This window comes from Actinokineospora auranticolor, assembly GCF_041897805.1.
Classification (GTDB): Bacteria; Actinomycetota; Actinomycetes; order Mycobacteriales; family Pseudonocardiaceae; genus Actinokineospora; species Actinokineospora auranticolor.
Window position 1 is genome coordinate 2718964 of sequence record NZ_CP154825.1, and the last position, 12895, is coordinate 2731858.

At 71.4% G+C, this 12895-nt stretch carries 14 protein-coding genes; all 14 read right to left on the reverse strand.

The features are described 5' to 3' along the window. Positions 1-4 precede the first annotated feature (4 nt). The 14 genes from V5P93_RS12485 to V5P93_RS12550 all read right to left on the reverse strand — a co-directional run bounded on the left by V5P93_RS12485 (position 5) and on the right by V5P93_RS12550 (position 12766). A complete protein-coding gene (locus V5P93_RS12485; protein WP_104480451.1) occupies positions 5-1834 on the reverse strand; it encodes a flagellar hook-length control protein FliK in 1830 nt (609 codons plus the stop codon). Beyond that, positions 1831-2835: a transglycosylase SLT domain-containing protein gene (locus V5P93_RS12490; protein WP_104480450.1), complete on the reverse strand. Its 1005-nt coding sequence runs from the start codon at positions 2833-2835 to the stop codon at positions 1831-1833. Before V5P93_RS12490 ends, V5P93_RS12485 begins: the two co-directional genes overlap by 4 nt. Continuing rightward, a complete protein-coding gene (locus V5P93_RS12495) occupies positions 2832-3266 on the reverse strand; it encodes a flagellar FliJ family protein (protein ID WP_104480449.1) in 435 nt (144 codons plus the stop codon). The genes V5P93_RS12490 and V5P93_RS12495 overlap by 4 nt, the downstream gene beginning before the upstream one ends. Further along, positions 3263-4660, reverse strand: a complete 1398-nt coding sequence (locus V5P93_RS12500; RefSeq protein WP_245931404.1) for a FliI/YscN family ATPase — start codon at positions 4658-4660, stop codon at positions 3263-3265. Before V5P93_RS12500 ends, V5P93_RS12495 begins: the two co-directional genes overlap by 4 nt. Further along, on the reverse strand, positions 4657-5298 hold the full coding sequence (locus tag V5P93_RS12505; protein WP_146108113.1) for a FliH/SctL family protein: 642 nt from the start codon (positions 5296-5298) through the stop codon (positions 4657-4659). Before V5P93_RS12505 ends, V5P93_RS12500 begins: the two co-directional genes overlap by 4 nt. Beyond that, a complete protein-coding gene (gene fliG / locus V5P93_RS12510; RefSeq protein ID WP_104480446.1) occupies positions 5282-6298 on the reverse strand; it encodes a flagellar motor switch protein FliG in 1017 nt (338 codons plus the stop codon). Before fliG ends, V5P93_RS12505 begins: the two co-directional genes overlap by 17 nt. A gap of 6 nt (positions 6299-6304) precedes the next feature. Then, positions 6305-7975, reverse strand: coding sequence for a flagellar basal-body MS-ring/collar protein FliF (gene fliF, locus V5P93_RS12515; RefSeq protein WP_104480445.1), 1671 nt, complete (start codon positions 7973-7975; stop codon positions 6305-6307). Beyond that, entirely contained in the window at positions 7972-8292 is a 321-nt protein-coding gene (fliE, locus tag V5P93_RS12520) for a flagellar hook-basal body complex protein FliE (protein ID WP_104480444.1), read from the reverse strand. Before fliE ends, fliF begins: the two co-directional genes overlap by 4 nt. After that, on the reverse strand, positions 8289-8681 hold the full coding sequence (locus V5P93_RS12525) for a flagellar basal body rod protein FlgC (protein ID WP_104480443.1): 393 nt from the start codon (positions 8679-8681) through the stop codon (positions 8289-8291). The genes fliE and V5P93_RS12525 overlap by 4 nt, the downstream gene beginning before the upstream one ends. 3 nt (positions 8682-8684) lie before the next feature. Beyond that, positions 8685-9032: a flagellar basal body rod protein FlgB gene (gene flgB / locus V5P93_RS12530; protein ID WP_104480442.1), complete on the reverse strand. Its 348-nt coding sequence runs from the start codon at positions 9030-9032 to the stop codon at positions 8685-8687. Positions 9033-9404: 372 nt separating this feature from the next. Next, positions 9405-9734 carry a hypothetical protein gene (locus V5P93_RS12535; protein WP_104480441.1) on the reverse strand — a complete coding sequence of 110 codons (330 nt, stop codon included), beginning with the start codon at positions 9732-9734 and terminating at the stop codon, positions 9405-9407. After that, entirely contained in the window at positions 9731-10123 is a 393-nt protein-coding gene (gene fliS / locus V5P93_RS12540) for a flagellar export chaperone FliS (protein ID WP_104480440.1), read from the reverse strand. Before fliS ends, V5P93_RS12535 begins: the two co-directional genes overlap by 4 nt. 17 nt (positions 10124-10140) lie before the next feature. Next, positions 10141-11436 carry a flagellar filament capping protein FliD gene (gene fliD / locus V5P93_RS12545; protein ID WP_104480439.1) on the reverse strand — a complete coding sequence of 432 codons (1296 nt, stop codon included), beginning with the start codon at positions 11434-11436 and terminating at the stop codon, positions 10141-10143. 103 nt (positions 11437-11539) lie between these two features. Next, complete coding sequence (locus tag V5P93_RS12550; protein WP_281261671.1) at positions 11540-12766, reverse strand: flagellin; 1227 nt, start codon at positions 12764-12766, stop codon at positions 11540-11542. Positions 12767-12895: the final 129 nt, after the last annotated feature.

Below are 12895 nucleotides of genomic sequence, written 5' to 3' on the forward strand. Positions count from 1 at the left end.
CCGCTCAGGCGTGCAGGTCCAGGACGCCCGACGAGGGCGTGCGGGTCGGTGCTGGGGCGGGGGTCTCGTGCGCCTCGGGCTGGTCGGTGCGACCGGTGGCGCGGGTCCACTGGTCCCACTGCGCCCGCTGGGCGCGCTGGTCGGCCTGCGCTCCGGCGCCCGTGCTGCCATCTCCCACGAGGCAGGACGAGAAACCGGCGGTCTCCAGCTCCTTGCGCAACTCGGGCAGCGCGGCGCGGATCGCCTCGCGCGCCGACTCGGTGGCCCCGCCCAGGTCCAGGCGGATGTCGCCGCCCTGGAGCTGGGCCACGACGGTGACCGGGCCGAGGTCGACCGGGTGCAGGTGCACGGTGAGCGTGTGCTCGCCGTTGAAGCCGCGCAGCGGCGACAGCTCGGTGGCGAGCCGGTGCGCGTTGTGCGTCGGTGCCGGTTGGTGCGCCGCGGGCTGCTGCGGCGCGGCGACCTCGGTGGTCGCGCGGACCGCGGGCACCGGCAGGTCGCCGGTGTGCACGGGGATCGCGGTCGGGGTGGCGTCGACGGCGGTCGGCTGCGCGGGCAGCGCGATCGCCGCGTCCACCGGGGCGTTCGCCTGGACGGCGGTGTCCGGGGTGGACCGCGTGGACTGGGTGACCAGTCCGGTCGGGACGGTCGGCGCGGTGTCCTGCTCGGCGTCCTTGCCGTGCTTGGACTCGTGCCGCTCGCCGCCCTTGTCCGCCGGGGCGGGGCGGGCCTGCGCCGCGGTCGTCGCGGTGCTCGCGGTCGAGGTGGCCGTGCTCGTCGCCGTCGACGGCTCGGTGTTCGACGAGGTCTTGGTGTTCACCGGGGTCGCGCTGCCGGGGGTGGCCTCGGCGACCTGGGTGGCGGCGGCCTGGGCGGCGACGGCGACCTGGGTGGTCGCGGTGGCCTGGGCCGCTGCGGTGGTCGTGGTGGTCGTAGTGGTCGGCGCGGGCACCGTGGCGGTGCCTGCGACATCCCCGTTGATGTCTGCGGTGCCCGCGCCCTGCGCCACCGGGGTGGCGGTGATGGCGCCGTTGCCAACAATCGGGGTGGTCGCGAACGGAGCCCCGGTCGGCGCCGGGGCGGTGCCCGGCGCGGCGGGGGCGGCGAACCGACCCTGGCCGTCGGCCGGGGTGGTCGCAGCGGATTCGGCCGGTTCGGCCGAGGCGGTGGTCACGAATCCCACGCCGGTGTTGTCGGCAGCGGAGGGCCGGACCTCCGGAATACGCGCGGAATCGATGGCCGTGGCCTCCGCCACACCGGCCGCACCGGCCGTCGGGGCGCTCAGCGGCCCGCTGACGGCCTGGGCGGTGGTGCCCGGCGTGGTTGCCCCGGCGGTTGCCTTCGGGGCCGCGACGGGCGAACCGGCGGCGGTCGGGAGGACGATGTCGGCGCCCGCGCCGAGCCCGGTGAGCGCGCTCACGCGCGTGCTGGGGGCTTCCGGGGCGCTCTCGGGCGCGGCGGTGGGCGTGGGCGCCACCGGGGTGGTCAGGGCGGGGAGCGCGATAGGGGCGTTCTGCGGCAGCACGACCGCCGCGTTCGCCAAAGCGAGCGCGGTGAGGTCCGGGGTGGTGTTCACGGCGAGGTCGACCGCGGTGTCCACACCGGAATCAGCGGTGTCCTGCTCGGACTGGCCCGCCACACCGACCGCGAGACCGGGAACGGCCTGACCGGCGGTCTGCGGTTGCGCGGGAACACCCGCCAACGACTGGAACAACGCCGCGAACGCGGGCGCGGCCTGGCCGCCCGCCTTCTCGGGGTTGGCGTCGGTGCCCGCCGCGGTGGCGGTCCCCGCGGCCGTGCGCGCCGCGGTGGGGGTGAAACCGGGGATCGTCATGCCGCCGCTCCAGCGGTGAGGTTCGCCATGATCTTGCGGACGTAGTTCTGGGTCTCGTTGTAGGGCGGGACGCCGTCGTACTTGCGCACCGCGCCCGGGCCCGCGTTGTAGGCCGCCAGGGCCAGCGGGACCGACCCGAACGAGTTCAGGTGGCTCTTGAGCAACCGGGCCGCGCCGTCGATGGCCTGGGTCGGGTTGAGCGCGTCGACGCCCAGGCCCGCCGCGGTCGACGGCATGAGCTGCATGAGCCCCTGCGCGCCCGCGCCGCTGACGGCGTTCGGGTTGTAGTTCGACTCGGCCTTGGCCACCGCCGACAGCAGGCCGCTGGGCAGCCCGTACTTGGCGGTCGCGGCGGCGAACAGGTTGTCGTACTTCGACGACCCGGTCGCGCCGGTCGCGGCGGTCACGTTGTAGGTGCCCGCGCCGTTCGTGCCGATCGGGGCCAGGCCGCTCAGTGTGCCGAGGCCGCTCAGCGCGGACGACGACGAGGACGAGTCCGGCAGGATCCGGCGGATCGCGGTCGGCGTCTCGTAGACCTTGCCGATCTTCACGTCCTCGCCAGCCTCGGGCGCGTGGATCATCTGGCCGTTGCCGAGGTAGATGCCGATGTGGTGCACCGGGGAGCCGAAGGCCACCAGGTCACCGGGCTTGGCCTGGTCGAGCGAGGCGACCGCGGTGCCCTGCTTGGCCTGGTCGCGGCTCACCCGGGGCAGGTCGACGCCCAGGTCGGAGTAGACCTGCTGGACCAGTCCGGAGCAGTCGAGCCCGGTCGCCGGGTTGGTGCCGCCCCACACGTACGGCACGCCGAGGTACTTCTTCGCCGCGGCCACCGCGTCCGAGCCGGTCGCCGACCCGGTCGCCGAGCCGCCCATCGCATCGGAGAGCGCCGAGGCGAAGTCGGTGCCCGAGGCGGTCGACGCCTGGGCGGCCGGGGCCTGCCGGACCGGGAGCATGGCGTCGATCTGCGCCATCCGGTTCATGATCGCGGTGATGCCGTTCATCGAGTCTCTCCCCGCCCGCCCGCCGCACGTTGTCCGGCCACCTCATCGGCCGCCCGCTGGGCGTCGGCCAGCTCTTTCACCCGCTGTGCCTCGATCGTGCGTTCCACGAGCTTCTCGACGCTGCGCCTGCGCTTGGCGGCCTCGCGCAGGTTCTCCACCTCGACGTCGGTCTCGGCCCGCGCGACGCGCTCCAGCGCCCGCGCCTCGCTCAGCGCGGTGGCCAGCGCGCGGCCCGCGGCGATGGCGGCCATGTAGCTGGCCGCGTCCCCGCCGCGCGGTACCGCCCAGCCCTCCATCGAGTCGTGCCGGGCCGCGGCCTCGGCGACCGTGTCGGCCAGTCGGGCGTTGGCCCGGGTGACCGCGCCGCGCGCGATGTCCTCCTGGGCCTTGCGGGCGCGCAGCACCGACGCCAACCTCGTGCGGATCGTCATTCCTGTCCTCCGGCGTGCAGCAGTTCGGCGAGCTGCCGCCACGCCTGGTCAGCGGAAACCTGGTCATCGATGCGCTGGCGGAGGAAGTCGTTGATCAACGGCTTCAGCTCCAGCGCGCGGTCGGCGTCGGGGTTGGTGCCCGGCACGTAGGCGCCGATCTCCACCAACTCGCGCACGTCCCGCTGCGCGGCCAGCAGCCTGCGCAGCGTGCTCGCGTCCGCCCGCTGGGCGGGCGTGGTGATCGCCCCGGTGACCCGGGACACCGACTCCAGCACCTCGATGCTGGGGAAGTGCCCGGCCGTGGCCAGCTTGCGGTCGAGCACGACGTGGCCGTCCAGGATGGACCGGGCGGCGTCGGCGATCGGCTCGTTGTGGTCGTCGCCCTCCACCAGCACCGTGTACAGCCCGGTGATGCCGCCGACCGGCGCGGGCCCGGCCCGCTCCAGCAGCGTGGGCAGCAGCGCGAACACCGAGGGCGGGAAGCCCCGGGTGGCGGGCGGTTCGCCCGCGGACAGGCCGACCTCGCGCTGCGCCATCGCGATGCGGGTCAGGCTGTCCATCATCAGCAGCACGTTCTTGCCCTGGTCGCGGTAGAACTCGGCGATCCGGGTGGCCACGAACCCGGCGCGCAGCCGGACCAGCGGCGGCTGGTCGGAGGTGGCCACGACGACCACCGAGCGGGCCAGGCCCTCGGGGCCGAGGTCGTTCTCCAGGAACTCGCGGACCTCGCGGCCGCGCTCACCGATCAGCGCGATCACGGTGATCTCCGCCTGGGTGCCCCGGGTGATCATCGACAGCAGGCTCGACTTGCCCACACCGGACCCGGCGAAGATGCCGATGCGCTGCCCGTGCCCGCAGGGCACCATCGTGTCCAGCGCGCGCACGCCCAGCTGCAGCGGCGCGTCGATGAGCGAGCGCTCCATCGCCGACGGCGGTGCCATGTCGACCGACACGCGCTCCAGGCCCGCCAGCGCGGGACCGCCGTCCATCGGGCGGCCCAGGCCGTCGAGCACCCGGCCGCGCAGCTGCTCGCCGACGGCGATGCGCAGCGGGCTGTCGGTGTTGACCACCGGGCTGCCCACGCCGACCCCGCCGAGCGGGCCCAGCGGCAGGCACACGACCCGCTCGCCGTCGAGCGCGACGACCTCGGCCAGCAGCGGCTCGGCGGCCGGTCCGATGCGGACCATGTCGCCGATCCGCGCGGCGATACCCGCCACGGTGACGGCCAGGCCGACCACGCCGACCACGGCGCCGGTGCGTCGCGGGCGCGCCACCGGCAACAACTCGGAGATCCGGTCGGAGAGCATGGCGTTCCCTTCGGACGTCGTCGGATACCCCTGAGCGGACCGCGTCGACACCACCCGGACGGGCGCGTCCTGGGCCACAGCGGTCACGAAGCGAGTTCCGCCCGCACCCGGGCCAGCGCGCCGGACAGCGTCGCGTCCACGGTGGTCACCGCCGTCTGCGCGATGGCGTCGCCGCGGGCCACGCCCGGGTCGGCGACCAGGGTCACCGACCGGCCGGGGACCGGGTCGGCGCCGGAGGTCAGCTCCACGTGGTCGGCCGGGTTGACCCGGACGACCACCGAGGTGGTGGTGGGCAGCTCGGCGATGGCGCGGGTCAGACCCGCCCGGGCGCTGTCGGCCACCGCGGTGGCCAGCTGCGCGCCCAGCATCGCCTCGGCCAGGTCGATCGCGGCCACCAGCACCTGCTCGGCGAGGTCCTCGGCGCGGCGCACCGAGGTGGCCTGCACCTGGCGGGCGGCGGTGTCCACCGCGGTCAGCGCGGCACCCGCCTGCTCGGTGCGCATCGCCAGCAGCCGGTCCAGCTCGGCCTGGGCGCGGGCCCGGGCGGCGGAGGTGGCGGTGCGCGCCTCGCGCATGCCCTGGGCCCAGCCGGTGGCGTAGCCCTCGGCGTGCGCGGTGGCCCGCGCGCTGGCCTGCTCGCCGCCGCCGAGGCGGAACGGCGTGACCGCGTCCAGGGACGAGTCCCCGCGCAGCACGGTGCCCACGTGGTCAGGCGACAAACTCATCGTCGTCCCCTCGCCGCAGCACGATCTGACCGGACTCCTCCAGCGAGCGGATCTCGCTGATGATCTTGGCCTGGGCCTCCTCGACGACCCGCAGCCGCACCGCACCGAGGACCTCGATCTCCTCGATGAGGTTCTCCGAGGCGCGCTCGGACAGGTTGCGCGTGATCTTGTCGCGGACGTCGTCGCGGACACCCTTGAGCGCGGTGGCCAGGTCGGCGCCGGAGACGTTGCGCAGCACCAGCTGCAGGGACTTGTCGTCGATGCCGACCAGGTCCTCGAACATGAACATCTGGCTGCGGATCTCGTCGGCCAGCTCCGGGGAGCGCTTGGCCAGGCCGTCCAGGATGGACCGCTCGGTGGCCCGGTCGGACCGGTTGATGATGTCCACCAGGGGGCCGACGCCGCCGATGGTCGACACGTCCGAGGGCTGCAGCAGCGAGGAGAGCTTGCGCTCCAGCAGGTTCTCCAGCTTGCGCACGATCTCGGGGGAGGTGCGGCCCATGGTGGCCACCCGCAGCGCGATCTCGCTCTGCCGGTCCGGCACCAGCCCGCCGAGGACGGCCGACGCCAGGTTCGCGGGCATGTGCGCCAGCACCAGCGCCACGGTCTGCGGGTGCTCCTCCTGGAGGAAGGAGAGCACCTGGCGGGGCTCGGCCCGCTGCAGGAACCGGAACGGCACGTCCAGCATGGTGGCGCCGATGCGGTCGACGATCTCGTCGGCGCGGTCGTGGCCCAGGGTCTCGATCAGCAGCTCGCGGGCGTAGTCCATGCCGCCGTGCGACACGTGCTTGCGGGCCTTGGCCATGGCGTGGAACTCGTCGAGCACCGCGGTCGTGTAGTTGGACTCCACCGCGCCCAGCCGGGCGACCTCGGCGGAGAGCGCCTCCACCTCGGCCTCGCGGAGCTTGGAGAGCACCTTCGCCGATCCGTCCTTGCCCATCTGCAGGAGCAGTACGGCCGCCTTGCGCAGCCCCTCGTGCCCGCCCATCAGTTCGGTCATGTCAGGTCACGCTCCCTTCGTGGCCAGCCAGCCGCGCAGCAACCGCGCGACCTCATCGGGCTGCTCGTCGACCAGTGCCTCGATCTCCTTGAGCTTCTGCTCCTGCGGGCCGTTGTCGCCGTTGATGCCCGCGCTCAGCGCGGCGCGGTCGGCGGCGGCCTCCAGCCGGGCCCGCTCGTCGGCGGTGTCGAGCGCCGCCTGGCGGGTCCGCTCCAGCTCCGCCTTGATCGCGTCCAGGCGCTCCAGCTCGGCGGTGCGGATGACGTTGCCGTTCTTGCGGCGGCGGCGGGTGGCGAGCCAGGTCACCACGAGCAGGACCAGGACGGCCAGCGCGGCCGCACCCTGCTTGATGAGCGTGAACTGCTCGGCCTTCTGGTCGCTGGCCTGCTGCGCGGCGACCTCCTGCGCGGTGGTGTTGGCCGCGCTCTGGTCGAAGGGCAGCGCGCTGACCGCGATGGTGTCGCCGCGGGTGGTGTCCAGGCCGACCGCCGAGGAGGCGAGCTGGCGGATCTGCTCCAGGTTGGCCGCGGCGGCGGTCGACTGGTCCAGCAGGACCGCGACGCCGAGCTTGCGGACCTGGCCGGGGGCGTTCTGCCGGGTCTCGATGACGCTGTTCACCGCGTTGTCCCGGACGGCCTTCTCCTGCTTGTAGGAGCCGTTGCCGTCGGTCGAGGACGAGGTGGTGGACGACGAGTCCGTGGTGGTGGTGTCGGTGGTCAGGCCGTTGGTCTGGCCGAGGACGCCGCCGTTGGCGCCCGCCGCGCCCGCGCCGGTGCCGGAGTAGGCCTCGTTGGTGGTGCTCTCCGACAGCGCCGGGGCGTCGGACTTGGTGTAGGTCTGGCTCTTGGTCTCCGAGGTGTCGAAGTCCAGGTCGGCGGTCACCTTGACGACCGCCTTGTTGGCGCCGACGACCTGGGTCAGCAGGGCCTGCAGCGAGGTGCTGACGCGCTGCTCGTAGGCGGCGGTCTCCTGCTGGCGGGCGCTGGTGGAGCCGGTCGAGCCCTGGCCGGGGGCGGCCAGCACGGTGCCGTCGGAACCGGCCACCGTCACGTTGGTGGGGTCCATGCCCTCCACCGCGGAGGCGACCAGGTGGATGATGGTCTGCACCTGGTCGTCGGAGAGCTTCTTGCCCGCGCCGGTCGACACCATCACCGACGCGGTCGGCTTGGCGGAGGCGTCGGAGAAGACGTCCTTGGTGGGGATGGCCAGGTGCACCGACGCGGCGGTGACGCCGTTGATGGACTTGATGGTCTTGGTCAGCTCGCCCTCCAGGGCGCGCTGGTAGGTGACCTGCTGCATGAAGTCCGAGGTGGTCACGCCCTGCTGGTCCAGCAGCGCGTAGCCGGTGTCCTCGGAGGCGGGCAGGCCCGCGGCCGCCATGTCCAGGCGCAGCTGGTAGAGCTGGTCGGTCGGCACCATGACGGTGGCGCCGCTGTCGGCGAGCTCGTAGCTGACGCCCTTGGTGGTCAGCTCGTCGGTGATGGCCGACGCGTCCTTCGTCGCCAGGTTCGAGAACAGCGGCGAGTAGCTGGTGGTGGAGACGAACGAGAAGTAGACCCAGACCCCGATGACCGCGACGAGAACTCCCGCCACCACAACGGCTTTCTGGCCGACCGAGAAGGCCTTGAAGCCGCTGCCAACACGACGTAGCAGCACCATGATCCGGTCTTGGTTCATCCCTGCAGCCTCATGATCTCGTTGAAGGCCTCAATGGCCTTGTTGCGGACCTGCACGGTGAGCTGGGTGGTGAGGTTGGCCTCGGTGGCCGCGGCGAGGTAGTTGTGCACGTCGATCTCGTTGCCGGTGGCCGCCTTGATGGCGAGCTGGCTGGCCCGGTCCTGCACCTTCTCGGTGTTCTCCAGGGCGCTGCCGATGATGGAGCCGAAGCTCAGGCCCGAGGCCGAGGTCGCGGCCGAGGTGTCGCCGATGGCGATCGGCTCGGCGACGGCGGGCGGGGCGATCGCGGATGTCACCGCGCTGATGGGGGAGGTCACGCGTTCTTCCCTAGCTGTAGGGCGGCCTGGTAGGCGTTCGTGGCGCGCTCGACGACGGCGATGTTGGCCTGGTACCCGCGCTGGGCCATGATCAGGTAGCCCATCTGGTCGCTGAGGTTGATGTCCGGGTACTTGACGTAGCCCTGGGCGTCGGCCAGCGGGTTGGTCGGCTCGTAGACGATCCGGCCGGTGGTGTCCCCGGACTTGATCTCGGAGACCACGGTGCCGTTGTGGGTCGGCAGTTCCTTGGCCACCACGAAGCGCTCCTGGAAGGCGTCGCTGCTGGTCGAGGTGGCGTTGTTGATGTTGGCCATGTTGTCGGAGACCGCGTCGAGCCACTTGCGGTGGACCGAGGCGCCGCTGGCGGCCGTGTCGATGATGTTGAACATGGCTTACCGCACGCCCTTCAGCACCGCGCTCACGAGGCCGAAGCGGTCGTCCATCGCGCGCAGCATGGTCTGGTAGCGCAGCCCGGTCTCGGTCGAGCCCAACGTCTCCTCGTCGAGGTTGACGTTGTTCCCGTCCTGGCGGGCGGCCAGGTTGGAGGTGGAGAGCGTGGCGTGCACGTTCGTCCCGTCACCCGCGGCGATCGCCTGGCTGAGCGCGGTCTCGAACTCCACGCGCTTGGCCTTGAAGTTGGGCGTCTCGATGTTGGCGATGTTGTTGGCCTGCACCCGCTGGCGCATGGCCAGACCGTCGAGCGAGGCCCGGATGGCCTGCGAGGCGAGATCGTCGAACACGACCGGAGCTCCTTATGCTTGCCGGTTGGGTCGCCGATCCGTGGCGGGTGAAGGTGAGCGTTCCGTGCTCAGACCGTTCATCGGCGGTTGACCACCGGGCATAAGGTTTTCGCAGGCCAGAAGGTGTGTCGGCGCCTACAAATATGGTTGTGTCACGGTTGTCGGGATGAAGATCGGCTGCAACCGATCGGCACCTTTAGGGGAGATTGGTCACGCTCTGTGTAATTTTGCCTTGCCGGACCAGGGAAAACGCGCCGTGCGCCCGGTGCGGGGTCGCGGGTGGACGCCCGTACACGCGTGTGGACCCCGGCCGCGGATCGCGACCGGGGTCCACACGGAACTGCCTGAGGTGTCAGCCGAGGAACGGAACTCCTACAGGGCGACGTCGACGTAGCTCGGGCGCGCCGGGTCCTTGGCGTCACCGCTCATCTTGCCCAGCACCAGGGTGTGCATCGCCGCGCTGGTCATCGCGGCGGCCACCTTGGACGCGACCTCCAACTGCCTGCGCAGCACCGCGTCGGCGCGCGGGCGCAGGTCGATCGGCAGCGGGCCCAAGCCCTGCGGCGGGTTCCAGGGATCGAACTTGGGCAGCTCGCGCAGCATGTGCTCGTCGTTGAGCAGGGCCTCGGCCGAGTCGACGTCCGCTTCCAGCCGGTCCAGTGCCGCGGCCCAGGCCACGTGCCACTGGTCGGCCGTGCTCACGACTTGCCGTTCGTGGCGGGCATCCCGTCCACGGCTTCGCGCCAGGCGTCGCGCAGGGGTTCGACCACCGCCAGGCAGGCGCGCACGGTGCCCGCGTCCTGACGGATGTTGGCCCGCATCAGCTCGCTGAGCAGGAACGCGTACAGACCGGCCAGCTCGGGGCCGCCCTCCCACTCCTCCGCGCGCAGGGAACCCTGCAGCTCCAAGAGGATGTCCTGGGCGTGCACCAGCATGGACGACGCGGTCTCCCGGTCGCCGCCGTCGAGGGCGTCGGCACCGCGGGAGAGGTCGAGGCAGAGCCGGTCGTAGAGCATCACGAGCAGGCGGCCGGGCGTCGCGGTGGACACCGAGTCGGCCAGGTAGCGCTGGCGCAGTGCGGGGCTCGACATTATCGGGTTCCTCCTTCTCAGCTCGACAGACCCGCGAGCTGGCCGGACAGCCAGTTCGCCTGGTCCTTCAACTTGCCCAGCGCGGTCTCCAGGTTGGTGTACTGCTTCTGCAGGGACACCTTCTTCGCCGCCAGCCGCGAGTCCCAGTTGGTGATCTCCGCGTTGAGCCTGCGGAGGTTGCTGTCGCCACCCTGGATGACCTGGGTGAGCCTGCCGGTCGTGCTGTTGGTGGCGCCGTCGGCGATCGCGGTGAACCGGCCGCCGAGCATGGTGGACACGGTCGCCTGCGTCCCCGCCGGGTCCTTGCCGACCGACGCGAGGAACGCGGTCTGGTCGAACTTCACCGCGCCGGTGCGGTCCAGGCTGATGCCCGCCGTGCTGAAGCCGCCGCCGTTGTTGTCCTTGCCCTGGCTGACCGCGCCGAGCAACTGCTCGCGCAGGCTGCGCACCAGGGCGTTGCCCGCCAGCGGACCGGACACCTTGGTGGTGGGGTTGTACGCGGTCGCGGCGTCGATCGTGGACAGCGCCGAGTTGACGGCGGCGACCAGGTTCTGCGTGGCGGTCGCGGCCTTGCTCGAGTCGGCGGTGGTGGAGACGGTGATGTTGGCCTCGGGCTTGAGGGCGGTCACGGTCACGCCCGGGATGAGGCCGGTGTAGACGTTGTCGGCGCTGGTCAGCTTGTAGCCACCCGCGTTCGGGTTGCCCACGTTGACCACGCCGTCGGCGCCCTGGGTCATCACGGTGGTCGGCTGGTCCAGGCCCGTGACGCTGAACGACTTGGCCGCGCCGGAGCCGGTGGCGGAGAACTGCAGCACCTGGCCGGTGGTGGTGGTCACCACGGTGGCGCGCACGCCCGCGTTCGCGCCGTTGATCGCGTCGGCGACGCCCTGCGGGGTGTTGGTCGTGACGTTGACGTTGACGGTCTTGTCCGCGAACACCAAGCCGAGCGAGCTGCCCGAGGCGGGCGTGCCGGACTGGGGGACCGCGGAGGTCACCACGTGCGTGGTGGCCATCGACGCGACCTCGAAGGTGGCGGTGCCGGACAGCGCGGTGGTGGAGGCGGCGACGGAGACCGCCGAGGAGGTGTAGCCGGCCTTGACCGCGGTCCACGTGGTCGAGGTGGCCAGGTCCTTGGCCGCGTTCTGCACGGCGAGCATCTTGGCGTTGATCGCCTGGTACGCGTTGGTCAGCGTCTGCTGCTGGCTGGCCTTGGTCTTGAGCCGGGTCTGCGGGGCGGCCTCGATCGACATGAGCTGCGAGATGATGGTGCTGGTGTCCAGTCCGGAGACCAGACCGTCAACGGCGCTTGTCATTTCGGAGTCTTCTCCTCGATCGGGGGCCTGGCAAGAGGGTCAGGGGGGACCTGAGAAAGGCCCGGGTACTGGTCCGGCTGACCAGTACCCGGGCCTTGATCACTCAGCCACGCAGGAGCTGCAGCACGGACTGCGGCGCCTGGTTCGCCTGGGCCAGCATCGCGGTGCCTGCCTGGGACAGGATCTGCGAGCGGGTGAACTTGACCATTTCCTGCGCCATGTCGGTGTCGGTGATGGCCGACTTCGACGCGGACAGGTTCTCGACCTGCACGTTGATGTTGTTGATGGTGTGCTCGAACCGGTTCTGGTACGCACCGAGCTGGGCGCGGGCCGTGGACAGGTTCTTGATGGCCGTGTCGACCGCGTCGATCGCGTTGCGGGCGTTGGTGGTGTTGCTCAGCGAAACACCGGTGCCCACGCCGAGGCCGGCGGAGTCGAAGCCGGTCGCGGTGGAGCCGGTGGTGCCCGCGACCGCGGTGCCCGCGGTCAGGCCGGAGGCCGAGGACGAGACGGTGATGGTCTCGTTCTGCGCGACCTTGGACGAGATCTTCAGGTCCGCGCCCGCCTTCGTGGCGACGAACGTGGCGCTGAAGTTGCTGTTGTTGTTGAGCTGGTTGACAACGTCGTCCAGGTTGGCCGGGCTGTTCAGCGTGACCGTGGCACCGTTGCCACCGATGGATGCGGTGACGGTCTCGGTGTCCAGGGCCGAGCTGAAGGTACCCGAGAGGGTGTTGCTGGCCTTGGTACCGGCGGCACCGAACACCGAGGCGTCGAGCGCGACGTTGATGCGGTCGTCGGTGGTGTTGTTGGCGCCGACCTGGAAGGAACCGGTGTAAGCGGTACCGCCAGCGGTGCCAACGGCCAGCAGCTTCTGGCCGCCGAAGGAGGTGGTCTTCGCGATCCGGTCCAGCTCGGACTGCAGCTGGCCGAACTCGGTCTGAGCCGCCGCCTGGGCGTTGGTGTCCTGCGAACCGCCGTTGGCGGCCTGCACGGACAGGTCACGCATGCGCTGCAGGATCTCGGCCGACTCGTTCAGGGCGCCATCGGCGGTCTGAACGACGTTGACGCCGTCCTGAGCGTTGCGCGTCGCGACCTTGAGGCCGCCGATCTGGGCCTGGAGGCCCTGAGCGATCGACAGGCCGGCGGCGTCATCGGCCGCCCGGTTGATCCGCAGGCCAGACGAGAGCTTCTCCAGCGAGCTCGACATCTGCTTGTCGTTGACCGACAGGTTGCGGTAAGCGTTCATCGCCGCGATGTTGGAGTTGATGCGCAGAGACATGATGGTTTCCTCCTTGAAGATTCTATTTCCCGCCCTTCCGTGGGCAGGCACCGAGTAGTTCGGCGACCCCGGGGGCTATCTGAGCTTCCCGGAGAAGATTTTGTTGGTGGATCTGGGAAAGATCCGGGCAAAGCGGGGCTGAGCAGGCACAACGCGCGCGCTTTCGCGTCGGCGCGGGCC

Excerpts from the sequence above, each read along its gene's own strand:
- fliF (WP_104480445.1), bottom strand. The coding sequence starts at position 7,975 with ATGAACCAAGACCGGATCATGGTGCTGCTACGTCGTGTTGGCAGCGGC.
- fliG (WP_104480446.1), bottom strand. The coding sequence starts at position 6,298 with ATGACCGAACTGATGGGCGGGCACGAGGGGCTGCGCAAGGCGGCCGTA.
- fliD (WP_104480439.1), bottom strand. The coding sequence starts at position 11,436 with ATGACAAGCGCCGTTGACGGTCTGGTCTCCGGACTGGACACCAGCACC.
- V5P93_RS12485 (WP_104480451.1), bottom strand. The coding sequence starts at position 1,834 with ATGACGATCCCCGGTTTCACCCCCACCGCGGCGCGCACGGCCGCGGGG.
- V5P93_RS12495 (WP_104480449.1), bottom strand. The coding sequence starts at position 3,266 with ATGACGATCCGCACGAGGTTGGCGTCGGTGCTGCGCGCCCGCAAGGCC.
- fliS (WP_104480440.1), bottom strand. The coding sequence starts at position 10,123 with ATGTCGAGCCCCGCACTGCGCCAGCGCTACCTGGCCGACTCGGTGTCC.
- V5P93_RS12490 (WP_104480450.1), bottom strand. The coding sequence starts at position 2,835 with ATGAACGGCATCACCGCGATCATGAACCGGATGGCGCAGATCGACGCC.
- V5P93_RS12505 (WP_146108113.1), bottom strand. The coding sequence starts at position 5,298 with ATGAGTTTGTCGCCTGACCACGTGGGCACCGTGCTGCGCGGGGACTCG.
- V5P93_RS12525 (WP_104480443.1), bottom strand. The coding sequence starts at position 8,681 with ATGTTCAACATCATCGACACGGCCGCCAGCGGCGCCTCGGTCCACCGC.